Origin of the sequence: Parafrankia sp. EAN1pec, from assembly GCF_000018005.1 — a bacterium.
In the GTDB taxonomy this organism is placed as follows: domain Bacteria; phylum Actinomycetota; class Actinomycetes; order Frankiales; family Frankiaceae; genus Parafrankia; species Parafrankia soli.
The window spans coordinates 4632359-4656107 of sequence record NC_009921.1 but is presented as its reverse complement, the minus strand read 5'-3'; the positions used below and the strand labels follow the sequence as shown (position 1 = coordinate 4656107).

4 protein-coding genes are annotated in these 23749 nt (G+C 76.7%); 1 reads left to right on the top strand and 3 read right to left on the bottom strand.

Annotation, left to right across the window (positions count from 1 at the left end; all coding sequences use genetic code 11):
- The first annotated feature begins 191 nt into the window (after positions 1 to 191).
- A complete protein-coding gene (locus FRANEAN1_RS18890; protein ID WP_020461416.1) occupies positions 192 to 1094 on the top strand; it encodes an ABC transporter permease in 903 nt (300 codons plus the stop codon).
- Here the strand turns inward: FRANEAN1_RS18890 and FRANEAN1_RS18885 are convergent.
- The 3 genes from FRANEAN1_RS18885 to FRANEAN1_RS18875 are packed head-to-tail and all read right to left on the bottom strand — an operon-like array spanning position 1091 to position 23742.
- Positions 1091 to 3388: a type I polyketide synthase gene (locus tag FRANEAN1_RS18885; RefSeq protein WP_020461415.1), complete on the bottom strand. Its 2298-nt coding sequence runs from the start codon at positions 3386 to 3388 to the stop codon at positions 1091 to 1093. The two genes, FRANEAN1_RS18890 and FRANEAN1_RS18885, sit on opposite strands and share 4 nt — an antisense overlap.
- 51 nt (positions 3389 to 3439) lie before the next feature.
- Complete coding sequence (locus tag FRANEAN1_RS18880; protein WP_020461414.1) at positions 3440 to 13921, bottom strand: type I polyketide synthase; 10482 nt, start codon at positions 13919 to 13921, stop codon at positions 3440 to 3442.
- Positions 13922 to 13977: 56 nt separating this feature from the next.
- Complete coding sequence (locus tag FRANEAN1_RS18875) at positions 13978 to 23742, bottom strand: type I polyketide synthase (protein WP_020461413.1); 9765 nt, start codon at positions 23740 to 23742, stop codon at positions 13978 to 13980.
- Between the last annotated feature and the right edge of the window lie 7 nt (positions 23743 to 23749).

Sequence of the window (23749 nt, the reverse complement as noted above, 5' to 3'; positions counted from 1 at the left end):
GAGGACACCGCGGGCTCTCGGTCCCCCTGGGCCGGCCTCGGTCTGTTGTGCGGCTCTGTGGCCGTCCTGCTGGCCCTCGCCGCCCGCCGGCTGCGCCGCCGCGGCACCTAGGATTCGGACGAGGCTCGGCGATCAGGGGGAAATCCCCACGAACGGGCGTCGCGACAAGATCTCGACTGAAAGGTTCCTAGGTGCCAGACGGGGACGACGGCGGACTCACAGCGCCAGGGGAGCCGGGGGTGGCCAGCCTGGAGCGGCCGGGCGTGGCCGGCCCGGCGGCCCGGCCACGGGGGCGGGCGGTCAGTCTCGCCGCCCGAGCCACACGGACTGCGCTGCCGCCGTTCGCGGTGTTCGCGGCCGTGATCGGCATCTGGTACGCCGTCACCTACTGGTTCCTCGCCCCCCGCCGCCGGTTCCTGCTCCCGCCGCCGCACGAGGTCGTGTCCGAGGGCTTCCTGGACGGCCGCACCGCCGACGAGATCCTCACCGCGCTCGGCGGGACGGCGAAGGTCGCGCTCACCGGCCTCGCGATCGCCGCGGGCATCGGAATCCTCTCGGCGATTCTCATGTCACAGGCCCGCTGGATCGAGAACTCGTTCTACCCCTGGGCCATCCTCCTGCAGACGATCCCGATTCTGGCCATCGTCCCGCTGATCGGATTCTGGCTCGGCTACGGATTCTGGTCCCGGACGGTCGTGTGCGTCGTGATCTCGATGTTCCCGATGATCACCAACACGCTCTTCGGCATCCAGTCCGTCGACGCCGGCCATCACGACCTGTTCACGCTGCGCCGGGTCGGGCGGTGGCGCCGACTGCTCCGCCTCGAGCTCCCGAGCGCACTGCCCGCGATCTTCGTCGGCCTGCGCATCTCGGCCGGCCTCGCGGTGATCGGCGCGATCGTCGGCGACTTCTTCTTCCGCCGCGGCGACGTCGGCATCGGCGCGCTCATCGACAACTACACCCGCGACCTGTCCTCCGGGCCCCTGTTCGCCGCGATCATCGTCTCGGCGCTGTTCGGCCTGGTCGTGTTCTGGCTCTTCGGCCTGGCCGCCCGTCTGGTCGTCGGCCCGTGGCACGACTCCGCCCGCGGCTAACGCCGCACGCCCGGTGCGGCCGGTAGGCCCGGAGCGGGCGTCGGGCCAGGATCCGCGGCCTCCAACCAGTACCGCCGGCGCTGGAAGGCATAGGTGGGCAGGTCGATCCGCCGGGCGCCGGTACCCGCGAAGAACGCCCGCCAGTCGACGGCCTGCCCCCACTCGTACAGCGTGGCGGACGCCTCGGTGACGGCGCGGATCTCGGTGCGACCGGGCGGCAGCAGCACCCATGACCTCACGCCGCGCGGGATGTCGACGCCGGCCGCGTCGCGCCCCACGACCAGCGCGTTCGCGGTGCCCGGGGGAACACGGCAGCCGGGCGACGCGTTGCGGGGGCCCGCCGCCAGCAGTGCCCGCAGATCGTCCAGCGACAGCGCGCCCCGCACGTACGCGGCCGCGGCCTCGCCCGCACCGTGCCCGACGACGGCGTCGGGCCGCACATCCCAGGACTCCAGCAGCCGGCACAGCGCCACCTGTAGCGCCACCTGTGGCGCCGTCTGAAGAGCCGCCCCTGTGAGAGCCCCGCGGAGGGTTGCCCACTCCGCGGCGAAGGCCGGGAACGCGTCCGCCAGCGCGCGGCCTGCCTCGAGCCCCCACTCACCCCCGCCGGGCAGCACGAGCACAAGCCCGGCTCCGGTGCGGCCGTCCAGGGCGGCGTCAGTGCTCTCCGGCGGGCCGGCGGCCAGCGCCGTCAGGCCGCGCAGGAACTCCGCGCGGTCGTCGGCGACCAGCACCGCCCGGTGCGCGAAGGCGCTGCGGCCGGTCGCGAGCGAGAACCCGACGTCGGCCGGGCGGAGATCGGCCCGCTCGGTCACCAGGTCGAGCAGGCGCCGGGCCTGGGCCCGCAGAGCGGGCGCGGACCGGGCCGACAGCGGCCACGGCACCACCGGCCGGTCCACCGCGTCCCCGGCCGTCCCATCCCCGGCTGCCGCGTCGGCGGGCGGCGGCTGATCCTGCTCGAGGATCACGTGCGCCAGTGTGCCGTTGGCGCCGAACGAGGAGACCCCCACCCGGCGGGGCCGGCCGGCGGTGTCCGGCCAGGGCACCGCTTCGGTCAGCAGCACCACCGCGCCCTCGGACCAGTCCGCGTGCGGGGTCGGGGCGTCGACGTGCACGGTGCGCGGCAGGACGCCGTGCCGCATGGCCATCGCCATCTTGATGACGGCACCGGCGCCGCCGGCGGCCTGGGTGTGGCCCAGGTTCGACTTCAGCGACCCCAGCCACAGCGGCCGGCCGGCGGGCCGTCCGCGCCCGTAGGTGGCCAGCAGGGCCGCCAGCTCGATCGGGTCACCGACCGGGGTTCCGGTGCCGTGCCCCTCGACCGCGTCGACGTCGGCCGGCGCGAGGCCGGCGTCAGCCAGCGCCCGGCTGATCAGCCGCTCCTGCGAGGCGCTGCTGGGCGCGGTGAAGCCGTTGGTCGCGCCGCTCTGCTCGACGGCGCTGCCGCGCACCACCGCCAGCACCGGATGGCCGTTGCGCCGGGCGTCGCCGAGCCGTTCCACCAGCAGCACACCCACCCCCTCGGAGATGCCGGTGCCGTCAGCCGCGGCGGCGAAGGACTTGCAGCGGCTGTCCGGGGCCAGGCCCTGCCCGTGCCGGGTCGTCTCCTCCCACAGCTCGGGGGTGGCCAGCACCGACACCCCGCCGACCAGGGCGAGCGAGCACTCGCCGCGCCGCAGGGCCTGACCGGCCAGATGCAGGCCGACCAGCGAGGACGCGCACGCGGCGTCCAGCGTCACACACGGCCCCTCGAGACCGAGCGTGTAGGAGACCCGCCCGGACGCGATGCTGCCCGCGCTGCCGAAGTAGGCGTAGCCGTCGATGCCCGGGGGCGGTGGGCGCAGCCGGTACCCGTAGTCGTGGAAGATCACACCGAAGTACACGCCGGTGCGGCTGCCCCGCGCCGACCGCGGGTCTATCCCGGCGTGCTCGAAGGCCTCCCACGAGGTCTCCAGCAGCAGCCGCTGCTGCGGGTCGGTGGCCAGCGCCTCGTTCTCCGACATCCCGAAGAACTCCGGGTCGAAGTCGGCCGCGTCGTGCAGGAACCCGCCCCCGAAGCAGGTGAGGGCCGAGGTGTCCCAGCCCCGGTCGGTCGGGAACGGGGTGATGGCGTCGCCGCCGCCGGCGACGAACCGCCACAGATCGTCAGGTGAGCGCACCCCGCCCGGGAAACGGCAGGCCATCCCGATGACCGCGATCGGCTCACCGGCCTGCGCGATCAGCCCCCGCAGCCGCTCGTTCTCCTTCATCGCCGCGCGCAGCGCCTCGACGAGGCGGTCGAGGGGAACAGTCACCAGGGCCTCCGGCGGTCCGTGTCGGGCTCGGGGTCGGGGTCGGGGCGGTGGTCAGGTGCCCTCACCGAGGGCCAGCCGGACCAGCGTCTCGGCGTCCATCTCGTCGAACGCGCTGGCCGGCTCGCCGCCGCCGGGCGCGGCCGGCGGTTCCGGGTCGGACGGGCCCGCGGGCGCGGGCGCGGGCGCGGCGGTGGGTGGGCCCGCGGCGGCCGGGGCCACCTCCGGGAACAACTGGTCGCGGAGGTGGCCGGCGATGGCCTCGGGTGTCGGGAAGTCGAAGACGAGCATCGGCCGCAGGCGCAACCCGGTGGCCGCGGTCAGCCGGTTGCGGAACTGCACCGAGGCGAGCGAGTCGAAACCGAGCTCCCGGAACGGCCGGTCCGGTGCCACCTCCGCCGCGGACGTGTGCCCCAACGCCGCGGCGGCGGTGGCGCACACGACGTCGAGCAGGGCCCGGTCCCGTTCCGGGCCGCCGGCCCCCGCCAGCCGCCGCGCCAGCGTCTCGACCGGATCATCGGCCGCGCCGTCGACCGACCGCCGGGCCGGGTGGCGGACCAGGCCGCGCAGCAGCGCCGGGACGGCCCCCGCCCGCGGTGCCCGCGGGTCGAGCCGCATGGGCAGCAGCACGGGGCGGTCCGCGGTGAGCGCGGCGTCGAACAGCGCCATGCCGGCCGCGGCGGAGATCGGCCGCAGCCCGTTGGCGGCCATCCGCTGGTCGAGCGCGGCGGCGTCGAGGTGCCCGGCCAGGGCGCTGCGCGGGGCCCAGTACCCCCAGCCGAGGGCGAGCGCGGGCAGGCCGGCTGCCCGCCGGTGGTGCGCCAGGGCGTCGAGGAAGGTGTTGGCGGCCGCGTAGTTCGCCTGCCCCGCGCTGCCGAACGCGGCCGCGGACGAGGAGAACAGCACGAAGGCGGCCAGGTCGTCGCCCCGGGTGAGCTCGTGCAGGTGCAGGGCGGCGTCCATCTTGGGCCGCAGCACGGTGTCGAGGCGCTCCGGGGTCATCGCGGAGAACACCCCGTCGTCGAGGGTACCGGCGGCGTGCACGACCGCCGTCAGGGGATGCGCCGCGGGGATCGCGGCGAGCACGCCGGCCAGCGCGGCGCGGTCGGCGACGTCGCAGGCCGCCACCGTCACCCGCGCGCCCAGGGCTGTCAGATCGTCGGTCAGCTCCGCGACGCCGGGCGAACCGGCTCCGCCGCGGCTGACCAGCAGCAGGTTGCCGATCCCGTAGCCGGTGACCAGGTGCCGGGCGACCAGCCCGCCCAGCGTGCCGGTGCCACCGGTGATCAGCACCGTCCCGTCCGGCCGCCACCGTGCCCGGCCGGCGTCGACACCGGCGCCGGCGACCGGCGCGCGGACCAGGCGTTGGCCCAGGACGGCGCCCTCGCGCAGGGCGACCCGCGGCTCGCCGCAGGCGACCGCGGCCGGCAGGGCCCGCTCCGACGCAGGCGTCCCGTCGACGTCCACGAGCAGGAACCGGTCCGGGTTCTCCGCCGCCGCCGAGCCGAGCAGGCCCCACACCGCGGCGTCGGCGAGGCTGGTGACGTCGTCGTGCGCGCCGACCGCCACCGCCCCCCGGGTGACCACGACCAGCCGGGCGGCGGCGAACCGGTCGTCACGCAGCCATTCCTGCGCCAGGGCGAGCACCGAGCGCAGGGCGGTTCGCGCGGCCGCCGCGAGATCCGGGCCGGCCGCGGCCGAGTCGCTGGTCACCAGCACGACGTCGGGGATGGCCGGCAGGGCCGCGGCCGCCGCCAGGTCCAGGCAGGCCGGGGCGTGGACGCCGGCCAGCGCGAGGGCCGTGCGCAGCCCGAGCGGGTCCGGCCCGAGCACCGCCCAGCCCGGCGCGCCGGCACCCGAGGCCCGTGCGGGGGCCACCGGCACCCAGTCGAGGGCGAACATCGAGTCCGCCGCCGAGGTGCGCAGCGCACGCAGCCGGGCGGCGGCCAGCGGCCGGAGGCCGGTCGAGCCGTAGGCCGCGACCGCCGCGCCGGTGTGGTCGGCCAGCTCCACCGAGACCGCGCCGGCGCCCGCAGGGCCGACACGCACCCGCACCGCCCGCGCACCGGTGGCATACAGCCGCACGCCCCGGTAGCCGCCGTCGACCGCCACCACCGGCTCCGACACCGCGGGCGGCTCCACGCCGAGCACGGCGGGCGGCTCCGCGGGCGGCTCGGCGCCGGCTGCCGGGAGCCGTCCCCACAGGGCCAGGTGGCCGGCCACCTCGAGCAGCACCGGGTGCAGGCCGAACCCGGCCACCTCGTGCTCGCCGTCCAGGACGGCCTCGGCGAACAGGTCCGTCCCCGCCTGCCAGGCCCTGGTCAGCCGCGGGCCGTCCGGCCCGTGGCCGTGACCGGCGGCGAGCAGCTCGCCGTACAGCCGGTCGACGTCCACCGGAACCGCGCCGGGCGGCGGCCACGCCCGCGGGTCGGGTACGGACGCGGCCGGGTCGGCGGTGCCCGCCAGCGTCGCGGTGGCGTGCGCGGTCCAGGGCGCGTCCGCCGGGGCCCCGTCGGTACGGGCATGCACCGTCAGCGCACGGTTCCCGGTGCCGTCCGGTGCTCCCGCGTGCAGCTGGAGCCGGAGCGCCCCACTCTCCGGCAGCACCAGCGGCCCGGTCAGGGCCAGGTCGGTCACCTCCGGGCAGCCGACCTCGTCGCCCGCTTGGATGGCCAGTTCCAGCAGCACCCCGTCCGGCACGACCGGGACACCGGCCACGGTCCGGCCGGCCAGCCACGGCTGCGCGGCCGGGCTGATCCGGGCCGTCAGCAGCAGGCTCCCGTCGGCCATCGGGACGGCGGCGGTGACCAGCGGATGAGCCGGGCCGTCGCGGCCCGGCGCGGCGGCGGCGTCGGCCGGGCGGGCCGGTGCCGGCCGCGGCCAGAACCGCCGACGCTGGAAGGCGTAGGTGGGCAGGTCGGCCGGGTGGGCGCCGGTGCCCGCGAACGCCTCCCGCCAGTCGACGCCGACCCCGTGGACGTGCACCTCGGCCAGCGCGGCCAGCAGGCGGTCGGCACCCCCGCGGCCGCGCTGGAGCGTGCTGACGACCACGGCGTCCCGGCCGGCGTCGTGCGCCGTCTCGGCCAGCCCGAATCCCACCACCGGATGCGGGCTGACCTCGACGAAGGTGTCGAATCCGGCGGCCAGCAGCGCCCGCGCGGCGCCGTCGAGCAGGACCGGTTCCCGGGTGTTGGAGTACCAGTACTCGGCGTCCAGCGCCGCGGCGTCCAGCGGCCCCCCGGTCACCGTCGAGTAGACCGGGATCCGGGCGGGGGTGGGAGCCAGTGGGCGCAGGATCTCCATCAGCTCGGGACGGATGCCGTCCACCTGCGCGCAGTGCGTCGCGACCGACGCCGCGACCAGCCGGGCGCGGACGCCCTCGGCGGTGAGCTCGGCGACCAGGTCGTCCAGTGCGCCGGTCTCGCCGGCGACGGTGACCTGCCGCGGCCCGTTGATCCCGCCGACGGCGAGCCGGCCGCCGAAGCGGTCGAGCCGGGCGGCGACGTCCGCGGGCGGCAGCCCGACCGACGCCAGCGCGCCCCGGCCGAGCAGGCGGGTGGCCAGCAGCCTGCTGCGCAGCGCGATGATCCGGGCCGCGTCGGCCAGGGAGAGAGCACCGGCGACGTGCGCGGCGGCGACCTCCCCCTGGCTGGTGCCGACCACCGCGGCCGGCGTCACCCCGTAGGCGCGCCAGGCCGCGGCCAGCGAAACCATCATCGACATCAGCGCGGGCTGGATCACCTCGATGGCCTCCAGCGGCGGCGTGTCACCGGCCCCGCGGATCACGTCCAGCAGGGACCAGTCGAGGTAGGGCTCGAACGCCGCGGCGCACTCGGTCATCCGCTCGCGGAACGGCGGGCACGACTCCAGCAGCTCCCGGCCCATGCCGGACCACTGTGATCCCTGCCCGGGGAAGACGAACACCACTCGCGGGTCGGGAACGGCCACGCCGCGCACGACAAGGCCGCGCGGCTGGCGGACGCCCACGGGGGCGGTCCCGTCGGCGGGATCCTGGTCGCCGGCGAGCTCCACGAGGCCGGCCCGCAGCTCGTCGTGGTCGGCGCCGACCACGACCGCGCGGTGGTCGAAGGCGGCCCGGGTCGCCGCGGTGGCCAGCGCGACATCCGCGGCGGCCGGGCCGGGACGGTCGTCGAGGTGGGCGGCCAGCCGGCGGGCCTGGGCGCGCAGCCCCTCCGTGGTGCGCGCCGACACCAGCAGCGGCACCGGCCGCGGCGACGACGCCGGTGACGGCGCCGGCCCGACCCGCGGCTCCTCGGTGGCGGGGGCCTCGCGGAGGATCACGTGCGCGTTCGTACCGCTGATGCCGAACGCGGAGACCGCGGCCCGCCGCGGTCCGCGCTCACCGGCCCGCTCCCGCCCCGCCGGGGCGGCGTCCGGGAGCGGGCGGGCCGGCCACGCGACCTCATCGGTCAGCAGCCGGACGCCGGCCCCGTCCCAGTCGACCTGCGGGGTGGGCTCGTCGGCGTGCAGGGTGCGCGGCAGCACCCCGTACCGCATGGCCAGCACCATCTTGATCACACCGGCCACGCCGGCCGCCGCCTGGGTGTGCCCGATGTTGGACTTCAGCGACCCCAGCCACAGCGGCCGCCCGGCCGGCCGGTCGCGGCCGTACGCGGCGATGAGGGCCTGCGCCTCGATGGGGTCGCCGAGCTTCGTCCCGGTGCCGTGCGCCTCCACCGCGTCCACCTCGGACGGCGACAGCCCGGCGACGGCGAGCGCCTGGCGGATCACCCGCTGCTGCGCCGGGCCGTTCGGCGCGCTCAGTCCGTTCGACGCGCCGTCCGAGTTGACCGCCGTGCCCTCGACGACGGCGAGCACCGGACGGCCCGCCCGGCGGGCGTCGGAGAGCCGTTCGAGGACCAGCAGGCCGACGCCCTCGGAGAGGCCGGTGCCGTCACCGCCCGCACCGAAGGCCCGGCAGCGGCCGTCCGGTGACAGCGCGCGCTGACGGCTGAACTCGACGTACATCAGCGGGGAGGACATCACGACCGCGCCGCCGGCCAGCGCCAGCGAGCACTCCCCCCGCCGCAGCGCCTGGACGGCCTGGTGCAGGGCCACCAGCGACGACGAGCAGGCCGTGTCGACGGTCACCGCCGGCCCCTGCAACCCCAGGGTGTAGGAGATGCGCCCGGACATGACGCTCGCCGCGTTGCCGATGCCGATGTAGCCCTCCGTCTCCGCCCCGGCGGCCAGCGCGCGCGGGCCGTAGTCCTGGACGTTCGTGCCGACGAACACCCCGCCCGGGGTGCCGCGCAGCGTCGACGGGTCGATGCCCGCGCGTTCCACCGCCTCCCACGACAGCTCCAGCAGCAGCCGCTGCTGGGGGTCCATCGCCAGGGCCTCGCGGGGGTTGATGCCGAAGAACTCGGCGTCGAAGTCGGCGACCCCGGCCAGGAAGCCGCCGTGGCGCACATAGGAGGTGCCGGACCGCTCCGGGTCGGGATCGTGCAGGGCGTCGAGATCCCAGCCCCGGTCGGCCGGGAACTCGCCGATCGCGTCCCGGCCCTCGGCCAGCAGCCGCCACAGGTCCTCCGGGGAGTCGACGCCACCGGGCAGCCGGCAGGCCATGGCCACGATCGCCACCGGCTCGGCGTCCAGCAGGTCGTGCTCACCGCCGTGCCCGCTCCGGTCGCGGGACGCCACAGCGCCCGGGACGCCGGCGGCGGGCGCGTCGTCCGCGTCGCCGCCGGTGATCTCCACCCGCAGGAACTCCGCCAGCGTCAACGGGGTCGGGTAGTCGAACACCAGCGTGGACGGCAGCCGCAGGCCGAGCGCCGCGCCGAGCCCGTTACGCAGGTCGACGGAGGTCAGCGAGTCGAAGCCGAGGTCGCGGAAGGCCCGGTGCGCCTCCACGGCGGTGGCGTCGGAGTGCCCCAGCACGGCCGCTGCCCGGGTGCGGACCGTCTCGACCAGGGCCCGGTCCCGCTCGGCCGGAGGCAGCGCGGCGAGTCTCCGGGCCAGCGGCGAGCCGGTTCCGGACGCGGCCGGGGAGGCGGCGCCGTCCGCGACGCCGGACATCCGGGCCTCACCAGCAGCCCCGGCGTCCTCGGCGAGCGTGTCGAACAGCGGGCGGCGGCCCGCCGAGGTGAAGACCGGGATGAACCGCGTCCAGTCGATCTCCGCCACGACGATGTGGGTCTCGTCGTGGTCCAGCACCTGCCGCAGGGCATCGAGGGCGCGGTCCGGCTCGAGGTACCCGAGCCCCCGTGCCCGCTGCCGCCGCACGCCGGGGTCCTCGGCTGCCGCGGCGCCGGCGCCGGCGCTGCCGCTCTCCGCCAGCGGACGCCACAGCCCCCAGGCGATCGAGGTGGCCGGCAGGCCGCGGGCACGCCGCCGCTCGGCCAGGGCGTCCAGGTGGGCGTTGGCCGCGGCGTAGGCGGCGTGGTCTGCGCCGCCCCACACGCCGACGACCGACGAGAAGAGCACGAACGCGTCGAGGTCGTCGGTGGGGAACAGCTCGTCGAGCCAGTCGGCCGCGGTGGCCTTGGCGGCGATCGCGCCGGCCAGGTCGGTGACCGAGGTGTCGGCCAGCGGGCGCAGCCCGAGCAGCGCGGCGGTGTGCACGACGGCGCGGATCCCCTCGCCGTCGGCGGCCTGCCCGCGGACGACCGCGGCCAACGCCTCCCGGTCCGCGAGGTCACAGGTGGCCACGGTCAGCCGGACGTCCCCGGTGAACGCGCCGTGACGCAGCGCCGCGATGTCGGGATCGTCCGCGCGGTGCGATCCGGCGAGCACGACGTGCCCGGCTCCCCGCTCGGCCAGCCATCCGGCCAGATGGGGGCCGAGCGGTCCGGTGCTGGTGACCAGCACGGTTCCGCGGGGCCGCCAGCGCCGGGCGGGTTCGGTCCCGCCGAGCGGCGCGCGCAGCAGCCGACGGGCGAAGACCGTGCCCGCCCGGATCGCGACCTGGTCCTCATCGGTCGCGCCACGCAGAACCGCTGCCAGCCGGCGCCGGGCGGACCCGTCCAGCGTGTCGGGCAGGTCGACGAGGCCGCCCCAGCGGGACGGGTGCTCCAGCGCGGCCACCCGCCCCAGCCCCCAGGTCTGCGCCTGCGCCGGGTCGGTCACCGGGTCACCGCCGCCGACGGACACGGCACCGCGGGTGAGGCACCACAGCGGCGCGCCGATCCCCGCGTCGCCCAGGGCCTGGACGAGTAGCAGGGTGGCTGTGGCACCAACCGTGCCCACGGCACCGTCAGCGCCCACGGCGCTGTCAGCGCTGTCAGCGCCGTCGGCGCGCGGGGGCCCGTCGGGCTGTGCCGTGCCGGTCAGCGCGAGCAGCGACAGCACGCCCCGCGGGTCGCTCTCCCCGGCGCCGGTCACGGCTCGCAGGCGCCCGGCGAGGCCCTCCCGGGTGAGCTCGGCGGGGCCGACCGGGACGCTGACGATCTCCGCGCCGTCCTCGGCCAGGGCGCGCACGGCGTCGGCAGCGAGCGGCGGTACGTCATCGGCGGCCGGGAACGGCGTGACCATCAGCCATCGGCCGGTAGCGGCGGCCGGGGCGGCCCGCGACGGCTCCGGACCGAGCGGATGCCAACCGACGCGGTACCGCAGCCCGTCAAGATCCGTCCCACCGGCCGCGCCACCGCCGGATGCGGCACCGCCGGCCGGGCGGCCGTCGCCCAGCAGCCAGTACCGCTGGTGCTGGAAGGGGTAGGTCGGCAGGTCCACCTGCCGGCCGCCGGCCACCAGCGGGGCCCAGTCGACCGGAACACCGCGCACCCACAGCTGCGCCGCGGCCGCCGCCAGCCGGTCCGGCCCGCCGTCGCCGCGCCGCAGCGACCCCACGACCACAGCGTCCGGGACGCCGGCCGCCTCGGCCGTCTCGGTGATCGCCGCAGTCAGCACCGGATGCGGGCTGATCTCCACGAACACCCGGTGCCCCTCGCCCACCAGCACGTCGGCGACCTCGTGCAGGCGGACGGTCGACCGCAGGTTCCGGAACCAGTACTCCCCGTCGAGCTGCCCGGGATCGACCGGGGAGCCGGTGACCGTGGACCACATCTCGGCAGTCCCCGCACGCGGAGCGATGCCCGCGAGCTCCGTGGTGAGTCGGTCGCGGACCCGGTCCACCTGCGCCGTATGCGACGCATAGTCCACCGGCAACCGACGAACCCGAACACCCTCCGCCTCCCAAACGGAAAGCAGATCGTCCAACGCCGCAGGCTCACCGGCGACCACCGTCGCCGACGGCCCGTTCACCGCCGCCACCTCCACCCGACCAGCCCCCACCCGCAGCCGCGCCTCCACCTCACCCACCGGTAGCGCCACAGACGCCATGCCCCCGCACCCAGCCAGCTCCCCCGCAATCACCCGACTACGGGCCGCCACCACCCGCGCCCCGTCATCGACGGACAGCACTCCCGCCACACACGCCGCAACGATCTCCCCCTGCGAATGCCCCACCACCACATCCGGGCGCACCCCCCACGACTCCCACACCGCCGCCAACCCCAACGCCACCGCCCACGACACCGGCTGCAGCACATCAACCCGCTCCAGCAAACCCGCGCCCTCGACACCCACGATCCCCTCGACACCCGCGATCCCGGCGGCACCCGGGGCGTCCGAGGCCCCCCGCAGGACGTCGACCAGCGACCAGTCCACGAACGGCGCCAACGCCGCCGCGCACTCCGCGACCCGACCCGCAAACACCGGCAAGGCGTCCAACAGCTCCGCGCCCATCCCCACCCACTGCGCCCCCTGCCCCGGAAACACCCACACCACCCGATCACCACTTGTGCCAACCCGCCCCCGCACCACCGTCTCCACGGGCTCGTCCGCCGCCAGCGCACGCAGCCCGGCCAGCCGGTCCCCACCGACCTGGGCGTCGCCGGCGCCCCGCTCCCCGAGCACCACGGCCCGGTGCTCCAACGCCGCGCGGCCCCGCGCCAACGACCAACCGACATCCCGCGCTGACGGCCGGTCCGCGGCACGGGAAGACGGTCGTGGCGTGGGCGAACCGGGCGTCGGCTCGGCGTCCAGGCGCGACGCCAGCCGGGCGGCCTGCGCCAGCAGGCCCTGCTCCGACCGTGCCGAGAGGATCCACGGCACCGCACCGACCGGCCCGGCCGCGGCCCCGGGCCCGGCCACAGCCCCGGGCTCCGATTCGGACTCGGGGGCGGCTGGCGGGGCCTCCTCGATGACGATGTGCGCGTTCGTGCCCGACATCCCGAACGAGGAGACCCCCGCGCGCCGGCGGCGGCCCGGCTCCGGCGGCCACGCGACCTGCTCGGTCGCCACCCGGACCCCGCCCGAGGCCCAGTCCACCCGGCTGGTCGGCGCGTCCACGTGCAGGGTCGCCGGCACCGCCTGATGGCGCAGCGCCTCCACGATCTTGATGATCCCGGCCACCCCGGCGGCCGCCTGCGCGTGCCCGATGTTCGACTTCACCGACCCCAGCCACAGCGGCCGGTCGGCCGGGCGGCCCGGGCCGAACACCCCCAACAGCGCCCCCGCCTCGATCGGGTCGCCCAACGCCGTCCCGGTCCCGTGCGCCTCCAGCACGTCCACGTCGCCCGGCGCCGCTCCCGCGTCCGCGAGCGCGGCCCGGATCACCCGCTCCTGCGCCCGACCACTCGGCGCCGTCAAACCATTCGACGCACCATCCTGATTCACCGCCGAACCCGCCACCACCGCCAACACCCCATGCCCCCGAGCCCGCGCCACCGACAACCGCTCCACCACCAACACACCCACCCCCTCACCCCACCCCGTCCCATCCGCACCCTCCGCAAACGCCTTCACCCGCCCATCAGCAGCCAACCCCCGCTGCCGCGAAAACTCCACAAAACCCACCGGCGTCGACATCACCGTCACCCCACCCACCAACGCCATCCCACACTCACCCGCACGCAACGCCCGCACCGCCAGATGCAACGCCACCAACGACGACGAACACGCCGTATCCACCGTCACCGCCGCCCCCTCCAACCCCAACACATACGCCACCCGACCGGAGGCCACGCTCGAGGCGGTCCCACTTATCCGATAGCCCTCCACACCCTCGGACGCCGTCACCGACTCGCCGCCGTATCCCTGGTAGATCAGGCCGGTGAAGACGCCGGTGTCGCTGCCACGCAGCGACGACGGATCCACCCCCGCCCGCTCCAACGCCTCCCACGACACCTCCAACAACAACCGCTGCTGCGGATCCATCGCCAACGCCTCACGCGGCGAAATCCCAAAAAAACCCGCATCAAAATCAGCCGCACCAGCCAGAAAACCACCCGACCGCACATAACTCCGACCCACCCGAGCAGGAACCGGATCATAAAGACCCGCCACATCCCAACCCCGATCCACCGGAAACTCCGACACCGCGTCGTGCCCGCCGGAGACGACATCCCACAGCTGCTCCGGGGACGACACCCCGCCCGGGAAACGGCAGGCCATTCCCACGATCGCGATCGGCTCGTGGTCGGCCTCCTCCAGCTCGCGCACCCGCTGGGTGGCCTGACGAAGCTCGGCTGTCGCCTGCTTCAGAAAATGGCGCAGCCGGTCCTCGTTCGACATGCGAGCTTCCTCCTGGCCCTCGGGCATCAATACGGTGTCCTGGGATGGCTGGGAACTCAGGAAAAACCGAACTCCTTGCCGAGCAGATCGAACATCTCCTCGTCACTCGCCTCGTCCAGCCCGGCGGCCCTGTCCGGGCCGGCGGCCGCGGCGGGTCCGGACGTCGCGGCGCCGGCGAGCGAGCGCAGGATGGCCCGCAGCCGGGTCTCGACCGAGGCCCGCACCTCGTCGGGGGGCTCCGCCGCGGCCAGCGCCGCCTCGAGGCTGCCGAGGCCGGCGAGCACCGGGTCCGCCACCGCCTCGGCGGGCAGCAGCAGGCCGCGCAGGTACCGGGCGAGCGCGTCCGGCGTGGGATGGTCGAAAACGACCGTGGCGGGCAGCCGCTCCCCGGTGACACGGCCGAGCCGGTTGCGGGTCTCGACCGAGGCGAGGGAGTCGAAACCGAGGTCGGTGAACGCCCGGTCCGCCGGGATCTGTTCGGCCGACGCGTGCCCGAGCACCGCGGCGACCTCCGTCCGGACCAGCTCCAGGACGACGCGGTGCCGGCCGTGCTCGGGCATGGCGCCGAGCCGTTCCCGCAGCGAAGCCCCGCCCGCCGCCCGCGGTCCGCCGTTCTCCGACGCCGCGGCACTGTCGCCGCCGCCCGCGGCACCCCCGAGACCGGTGCCGCCGCCGGGGATGCCGGCGAGCGCCGCGCGCGCCTCGGGAATCTCGTCGACGAGACGGGTCGGGCGGCCGGCGGGGAACGCCGCGACGAACCGATCCCAGAGCACCCTGACCAGCGCGACGCAGGGCTCCTGCCGGCCGACCACCTCGGCCAGCGCGCGCAGCGCCTCGTCGGGGGCCAGCGCGGGCAGGCCGTGCCGGGCCAGCCGCTCGCGTACCCGGGGTTCGTCGGCCATCCCGGCGCCGGCCCAGGCTCCCCACGCCACCGAGGTCGCGGGCCGGCCCCTGGCCCGGCGGTGCTCGGCGAGCGCATCCAGGTAGGCGTTCGCGCCCGCGTAGCCACCCTGCCCGGCGTTCCCCCAGGTGCCCGCGATCGAGGAGAACAGCACGAAGGCGTCGAGCTGCCGGTCGCCCAGCAGCTCGTCCAGGTGGGCCGCGCCGGCGGCCTTGCCCGCGACGACGGCGGCGAGGCCGGCCGGGGTCGTCTCCTCCAGCACGCCGCCAGTGCCGGCGCCGGCGGCGTGCACGACCGCGGTGAGCGGGCATTCCGCCGGAATTGCCGCGAGAACACCGGCCAGCGCGGCCCGGTCCGCCGCGTCGCAGGCGGCCACCGTGACCTGGCAGCCGTGCGCGGCGAGCTCCTCCGCCAGCTCCGCGGCGCCCGGCGCGGCCGGCCCGCGCCGGCTGGTCAGCACCAGCCGCTCGGCGCCCTGCGCGGCGCACCAGCGGGCGACCGCCGCGCCGAGCGCACCGGTCCCGCCGGTGATCAGCACCGTGCCCCGCGGGTGCCATCGGCGCTCGCCCGCGCCGGTGCCGGCGCGCACCAGCCGCCGACCGAAGGCCCCGGCGGTCCGCAGCGCGACCTGATCCTCGCCGGTGGTGCCGGCCAGCACGGCCACCAGCCGCTCGGCCGAGCGCTCGTCGAGGGAGCGCGGCAGATCCAGCAGCCCGCCCCACCGCGCCGGCGTCTCCAGGGCGGCGACCCGGCCGAGGCCCCACACCTGCGCCTGCTCCGGGTCGGTGACCGGGTCGGTGCCCCAGGTCGAGACCGCCCCCTGGGTGGCACACCACAGCGGGGCGGCCACACCGGCGTCGCCGAGCGCCTGCAGGAGCGCGACGGTGCCAGCCAGTCCGGCGGGCAGCCCCGGATGGGCCGGGAGCGGCGCCGTGTCGAGGGCGACCAGCGACAGCACCCCGCGGACCACGCCAGCACCATCGGCGTCTGCACCGCCATCAGCGTCGGCGCCGGTGCCGGCGGCGCCGGGCGTGGATGTCCCGACGAACTCGGTGAGGCGGCCGGCCAGCCGCCGCCGGTCGATGTCCGCGCCGCCCATCGTGAGCCGCACCACCCGGGCGCCCCGGCGTTCCAGCGCCTCGGCGCACTCGGTGGCCAGGCCGCCGGCGGCTGGCCCGGCCGGGGCCACCACCAGCCAGGTTCCCGACAGCGCGGACGGCGCGGAGACGGTCAGCGGCGTCCAGACCGTCCGGTACACCAGGTCGTCCAGGTCGGCCGCCGCGCGCCGCCGCCGGTGCCGGGACGCCAGCGCCGGCAGAACGGCGCGCAGCGGCGCGTCCTCCTCGACGCCCAGCGTGCCGGCCAGCGCGCCGAGATCCGAGCGCGCCACCGCGTCCCAGAAGGCGGTGTCCTCCGCCGACCCCCTCGCGCCGCCCGACCCGGCGGGACCGGCCGCGGGGGCGAGCCAGTACCGCCGCCGCTGGAAGGCGTAGGTGGGCAGGTCGATCACCCGTGCCCCCGCGAAGAACGCAGCCCAGTCGACACCGGTGCCGTTGGCATGCGCCTCGCCGAGCGCCGTCACCAGGCTGTGCTCCTCGGGACGGCCGGCCCGCAGCACCGGGACGAACACCGCGGCACCGTCCACCAGGCACTGGCGTCCCATCCCGGAGAGCACTCCGGCCGGCCCCAGCTCCAGGAAGGTCGTCGCCCCCCGCTCGTGCAGGCAGGCGACGGCGTCGGCGAAGCGCACCGGCTGGCGGGCCTGCCGCACCCAGTAGTCGGGGTCGCACAGCTGTTCGGCGGACGCGATCCGCCCGGTCACCGTGGAGACGACCGGGACGGCCGGCGCCTGGTACCGCAACATGCCCGCGACCTCCCGGAAGGCCGCCAGCATGGGGTCCATCCGCGAGGAGTGGAACGCGTGCGCCACCCGGAGCCGGCGGGTACTGCGTCCGAGGGCCTCGGCGCGGGCGGCGAGCGCGGTCACCGCGTCCTCGTCACCACTGATCACGACGGAGTCGGGGCCGTTGACAGCGGCGATCCCCACCCGGCCGGGGCCCGGCGGGTCCGCCTGAGCCTCCTCCTCGGCCAGCCATGCCAGGACGTCCCGCTCGGTCGCCTGTACGGAGACCATCGCCCCACCCGCGGGGAGCTCCGCCATGAGACGGCCGCGTGCCGTGACCAGGGCGCACGCGTCTGCCAGCGAGAGCACCCCCGCGACATGGGCGGCGGCGATCTCACCGACGGAGTGCCCGGCGACGAAGTCCGGGGCGACACCCCAGGAGCGCAGCAGGTCGTGCAGGGCGACCTCGAGTGCGAACAGCGCGGGCTGGGTGTGGTCGGTGCGGTCCAGCAGCGGCCCGTCGGCGAGCACCTCGTCGAGTGGCTGGTCCAGGTGCGGATCAAGGTGCGAGCGGACGAGGTCGAAGGCGCGCGTGAACGCCGGGAAGCGTTCGTACAGCTCCCGGCCCATGCCGGGGCGCTGCGAGCCCTGACCGGTGAAGAGCATCGCCGTCCGGCCCGGCGACCGGACCGTCGTGCGGACGATCCCGGCTGCGGTCGTGCCCCGCGCGAGCGCGGCCAGCCCGCGCGACGCGCCCGCCAGGCCGTCCGCGACGACGACGGCCCGGCAGGCCAGCGCGGCCCGGCCGGTCGCCAGCGAGAACCCGACGTCCGCCGCGAGCTCGGGCCCGGCGGCGGGAGCGCCGGCGAGGTGGGCCGTCAGGCGCGCGGCCTGCGCCCGCAGCGCGTCCTCGGAGTGCGCGGAGACCAGCCACGGCACGACCGCCGGGGCGGTACCCACCGGCGGCCCCGGGTCCGCGGCCGCGTCGTCCGGGTGGTCGGTCTCCTCCTCGATGATGACGTGGGCGTTGGTGCCGCTGATCCCGAACGAGGACACCCCCGCCCGGCGGAGCCGCCCCGCCTCCCGCGGCCACGCGACCGGCTCGGTCGCCAGCCGCACCGCGCCCGCGGCCCAGTCGACCCGCGGCGACGGCGCGTCGACGTGCAGCGTGCGCGGCACCGTCCCGTGCCGCAACGCCTCCACGACCTTGATCACCCCGGCCACTCCGGACGCCGCCTGGGTGTGGCCGATGTTCGACTTCACCGACCCCAGCCACACCGGACGGCCCGCCGGCCGGTCGCGCCCGTAGGTCGCCAGCAGCGCCTGTGCCTCGATCGGGTCACCCAGCACCGTCCCGGTGCCGTGCGCCTCGACCACGTCGACCTGTTCCGGGCCGAGCCCCGCGTCGGCCAGCGCCGCCCGCACGACCCGCTGCTGCGCCGGGCCGTTCGGCGCCGTCAGGCCGTTCGACGCGCCGTCCTGGTTGACCGCGCTGCCCCGCACCACCGCCAGCACCCGGTGCCCGCCGCGCCGCGCCGCGGACAGCCGCTCCACCACGAGGACGCCGACGCCCTCGCCCCATCCGGTGCCGTCCGCCGCCGCGGCGAACGCCTTCACCCGGCCGTCGCGGGCCAGCCCCCGCTGCCGGGCGAACTCCACGAAGGTCGTCGGGCCGGCCATCACGGTGACACCGCCGGCGAGCGCCAGCGTGCACTCGCCGGAGCGCAGCGCGCGCACCGCCAGGTGCAGCGCCACCAGCGAGGACGAGCACGCTGTGTCGACCGTCACCGCCGGCCCCTCGAGGCCCAGCGTGTACGCCACCCGGCCCGACGCGACGCTGCCCGCGCTGCCGGTGAGCAGGTAGCCCTCCGAGTCCTGCCCGGCCCGCGAGCCCGCGGCGTAGTCGTGGTAGCTCAGGCCGGTGAACACACCGGTCGGGGTTCCGCGCAGCGACGAAGGGTCGAGGCCGGCCCGCTCGAGCGCCTCCCAGGACACCTCCAGCAGCAGTCGCTGCTGGGGATCCATCGCCAGCGCCTCACGCGGGGAGATCCCGAAGAACTCCGCGTCGAAGTCACCCGCGTCATGCAGGAAGCCGCCCTCCCGCACGTAGCACCGGCCCGGACGGCCGGGCTCCGGGTCGTAGAGCCCGTCGACGTCCCAGCCGCGGTCGACCGGGAAGCCCGAGACCGCGTCGACGCCGTCCGCCAGCAGTCGCCACAGCTCCGCCGGGGACGACACCCCACCCGGGTACTGGCACCCCATGCCCACGATCACGACCGGATCGTCCGAGCCGTCGTCGTCGGCGTGCCGGGACGGCGGTGGGGACACGGCCGCCGGCGGCGCGTCCGGCGCGTCGTCCAGCAGGACGGCCCGCAGCTGGTCGGCGACGGCCACCGGGGTGGGATGGTCGAACAGCAGCGTCGCCGGCAGGCGCAGGCCGGTCGCCGCGGCGAGCCGGTTGCGCAGCTCCACCGAGGTCAGCGAGTCGAAGCCGGCGTCCTTGAACGCCCGGGACGGGCCGACCGCCTCGGCCGCGGCGTGTCCGAGCACCGCCGCGGCGTGCGCCCGGACAAGCTGGACGAGCAGGTCGTGCCGCTCGGGCGCGGACACCTCGCGCAGGCGGCGGACCAGGCCGTCCGACGCACCCGCCGGGACGAACGCGCCCGGCGCTGTGGACGCGGCCAGCCCGACGACCGCGCCCGGACCGGTGGACGTGCCCGCCGCCCCGGTCTGGTCGCCCTGCGCCGCGACGGGGACGAGACCCCGCAGGATCACCGGGAGCGTCCCGGCCACCGCGTGGGCGCGCAGCGTGGCGCCGTCGAGGCCCACCGGAACCAGCGCGGTGTCCCGGACGGCAGGAGTGGCGCCGGGGCCGCCCGGGGTGGGCGGCCACCCGGCCAGCGCCCGGTCGAACAGGTCGAGTGCCTCGGACGTCTCCAGCGGGCGCATCCCTGTGCGGGCCATCCGGCGCAGGTCGGCGGGGCCGAGCCCGGCCGTCAGCCCGCTGCGCCGCGCCCACAGCCCCCAGGCGAGCGAGGCGGCCGACAGCCCACGGGCGGCCCGCCGCGCGGCGAGCGCGTCCAGCAGCGCGTTCGCCGCCGCGTAGGCGCCCTGGCCGGCGCTGCCGAAGGGCGCCGCGGCCGAGGAGAACAGCACGAAGGCGGACAGGTCGAGATGCGCGGTCAGCTCGTCCAGGTGCAGTGCCGCATCGGCCTTGGGCCGCAGGACGGCGTCGACCCGCTCCCCCGTCAGGGCTGTGACGACGCCGTCGTCGAGCACTCCCGCGGCGTGCACGACCGCCCGCAGCGGACGTCCGGCGGGAACCGCCGCGAGCAGGTCGGCCAGCGCCCGGCGGTCGGCCACGTCGCACGCCGCCACGGTGACGCTCGCCCCGAACTCGGTGAGCTCCGCGACCAGCTCCGGGGCGCGCCCGCCCCGCCCGGCCAGCAGCAGGTGGCGCACACCGTGCCGGGTGACCAGGTGCCGGGCGACCAGCCCGCCGAGCGTGCCCGTCCCACCGGTGATCAGCACGGTTCCCGCCGGGTCCCAGCGGACGCCGTCACCAGCCGGCCCGGCCGGCGCGAGTCTCGGTACGAACGCGCGACCGGCGCGCAGGGCGAGCTGCGGCTCCCCCGCCGCCAGCGCTGCCGTGACCGCGGCGGGCGCGACGGCCGCGGAGTCCTCGTCGTCGTCCAGGTCGAGCAGGACGAACCGCCCGGGATGCTCGGACTCCGCCGAACGCACCAGCCCCCACACCGCGGCGGCTGCGAGATCGGTGACCTGCCCGCCGGGCTCCCCCTCCACCGCCCCGCGGGTCGTCAGCACCAGCCGGGCGGCGGCGAGACGGTCGTCAGCCAGCCAGGCCTGGATCAGCGACAGCGCCCACCGCACGGCGCCGTGCACCACGCCAACCGGATCGAGGCCGACGGAATCGGCGCGCACCGGGTCGAGGCTGACCGGGTCGGCGCCCGTCGGACCGGCGGCGGCCGCCTGCGGCAGGCCGACGACCACCCGGTCGGGGGCCGGACCACCCGCCGCGGCCAGAGCGGCCAGCTCGTCACGGAGCACCGAGGCATCCCAGCTCGCCGGGGTACCGAACGCGGCCGCCCGGCCGGGGCCGCCGGTTCCGAGGAGGGCGGCGCGCGCCGGTGTCACCTCGGGGGCCACCGGCAGCGGGATCCACTCCGTCCGGAACAGCGATCCCGCGGTCGGGTCAGCCTCCTGGGCCGGTTCTGCCGGCGCACCGGCGCCCAGCCAGTAGCGGCGGTGCTGGAATGCGTAGGTCGGCAGGTCCACCCGCCGGCCGGCGACGACCAGCGGTCCCCAGTTGACCTCGGCGCCCCGCACCCACAGCTCGGCGGCGCTCGCGGACAGGCGCCGCAGGCCGCCGTCGTCGCGGCGCAGCGATCCCACCGCGACGGCGCCGTCCGCTCCGGCGGCCAGCGCGCTCTCCGTCACCGCCGGTGTCAGCACCGGATGCGCGCCGACCTCCAGGAAGAACCGGCAGCCCTCGTCCAGCAGCTCCCGGACGGCCGGCGCGAACAGCACCGGCGACCGCAGGTTGTCGAACCAGTACGGCGCGTCCAGCTCGCCGGGCTCCGTCATCCGCCGGCCCGTCACCGTCGAGAAGAAGGGGATGCGCGGAGCCGCGGACCGCAGGCCCGCCAGCTCCCGCAGCAGGCTCGCCCGCAGCGGCTCCACCCGGGAGGTGTGCGAGGCGTAGTCCACCGCGACCCGCCGTGCCCGCGCGCCGCGCGCCGCGCAGAACGCGACGACCTCCTCCAGCGCCGCGGTCTCGCCGGCCACCACCGTCGACGCCGGGCCGTTGACGGCCGCCACCTCCACCCGCCCGTCCCACCGTTCCAGGAACCCCTCCACCTCCGCCGCCGGCAACGCCACCGACACCATTCCCCCGGCATCGCCCCCGGCGATTCCCTCGGCGCCTCCGACGGCGCCCGCCCGGCCCCCGCCGCCGGCCAGCTCGGCGGCGATCAGCCGGCCGCGGACGGCGACCACCCGGGCCGCGTCCGGCACCGACAGCGCCCCCGCCACGCAGGCGGCGGCGATCTCCCCCTGCGAGTGCCCCAGCACCACATCCGCCCGTACTCCCCACGACTCCCACACCGCCGCCAGGCCCACCATCACCGCCCACGACACCGGCTGGACCACCTCGACCCGCTCCAGCCATCCCGCGCCCGACACGCCCCGCAGGACGTCCGCCACCGACCAGTCCACGAAGCCGGCCAGCGCCCGGTCGCACTCCGCCACCCGCTCCGCGAACACGGCGGAAGAATCGAGCAGTTCCACCCCCATGCCCAGCCACTGCGCGCCCTGCCCGGGGAACACCCACACCACCCGGCCGTCACCGCCGCCCGCGCCGTCACCCGCGCTCGCGCACACCAGATCCGCCGCCGGCTCACCCCCGGCCAGCGCGCCCAGCGCGGCGTGCCGGTCGGCGCCCAGCACCACCGCCCGGTGTTCGAGCGCCGCCCGCCCCCGCACCAGCGAGAAGCCCACGTCGGCGACCGAGCCGGGATCCCGCCGCAGGAACGCCGCCAGCCGACCCGCCTGGCCACGCAGCCCAGCCTCGGAGCGCGCCGACAGAAGCCACGGCACCGCCTCGGGATCGACGTCGACGGCGGAGTCGAGGCCGGGGCCGGGGCCGGAGTCGGCTTCCGGTTCGGGCGCGGGGGGCTCCTCCACGATCACGTGCGCGTTCGTGCCCGAGACGCCGAACGACGAGACTCCCGCCCGCCGCGGGCGATCCGTTCGCGGCCAGTCGACGTCCCCGGTGAGCAGCCGGACGCCGCCCGCCGCCCAGTCGACGGCAGGCGTCGGCTCGGCCGCGTGCAGGGTCCGGGGCAGCACCCCGTTGCGCAGCGCGAGGACCATCTTGATCACGCCGCCGACCCCCGCGGCCGACTGCGCGTGCCCGATGTTCGACTTCAGCGACCCGAGCCACAGCGGCCGGTCCGCCGGCCGGCCGCGCCCGTAGGTCGCCAGCAGCGCGTCCGCCTCGATCGGGTCGCCCAGTGCCGTCCCGGTGCCGTGCGCCTCGACGGCGTCGACGGTCTCCGGCGCGAGCCGGGCGTCGGCCAGCGCCTGACGGATCACCCGTTCCTGCGCGGGACCGTTGGGCGCGGTCAGTCCGTTGGACGCGCCGTCGGAGTTCACCGCGCTGCCCCGCACCACCGCGAGCACCGGATGCCCCAGCCGCCGTGCGTCGCTGAGGCGTTCGAGGAGCAGGACACCGACACCCTCGGCGAGACCGAAGCCGTCACCGCCCGCCGCGAACGCGCGGCAGCGGCCGTCCGCGGACAGCGCACGCTGGCGGCCGTACTCGGTGAAGACCAGCGGGGTGGACATCACCGCGACGCCGGCCGCCAGCGCGAGGGCGCACTCGCCGCCGCGCAGCGCCCGCGCCGCCAGGTGCAGCGCCACCAGCGAGGAGGAGCAGGCCGTGTCGACGGTGACGGCGGGGCCCTCCAGCCCGAGCGTGTAGGCGACCCGGCCAGACAGCACGCTGCTGGCGCCGCCGGTGCTCAGATAGCCCTCGACCTCGGTGGGGACGTCCCGCAGCCGGGAGACGTAGTCCTGGTAGATGCTGCCGACGAAGACCCCCGTCCCGCTGCCCCGCAGTGCGGACGGGTCGAGGCCGGCCCGCTCGACCGTCTCCCACACGACCTCCAGCAGGAGCCGCTGCTGGGGGTCCATCGCCAGCGCCTCCCGCGGCGAGATCCCGAAGAACTCCGCGTCGAAGTCGGCGGCGTCGTGGAGGAAGCCACCGTGGCGGGTGTAGGTCGTGCCGGGCCGGGTGCCGTCCGGGTCGTAGAGGGCCGGCAGGTCCCAGCCGCGGTCGGCCGGCAGACCGGTGATCGCGTCCCGGCCGGTGGCGACGAGCTCCCACAGGTCCTCGGGCGAGTGGACGTCGCCCGGGTAGCGGCAGCCCATCCCGACGATCGCGATCGGCTCGTGCGCGGCGGCCTCGAGATCGCTCAGCCGCCGCCGCGTCCGCCGGAGATCCGTCATGACCTTCCTGACGTACTCCCGGAGCCGATCCTCGTTGGCACTGGACATCGGTCAG

Excerpts from the sequence above, each read along its gene's own strand:
- FRANEAN1_RS18880 (WP_020461414.1), bottom strand. The coding sequence starts at position 13,921 with ATGTCGAACGAGGACCGGCTGCGCCATTTTCTGAAGCAGGCGACAGCC.
- FRANEAN1_RS18875 (WP_020461413.1), bottom strand. The coding sequence starts at position 23,742 with ATGTCCAGTGCCAACGAGGATCGGCTCCGGGAGTACGTCAGGAAGGTC.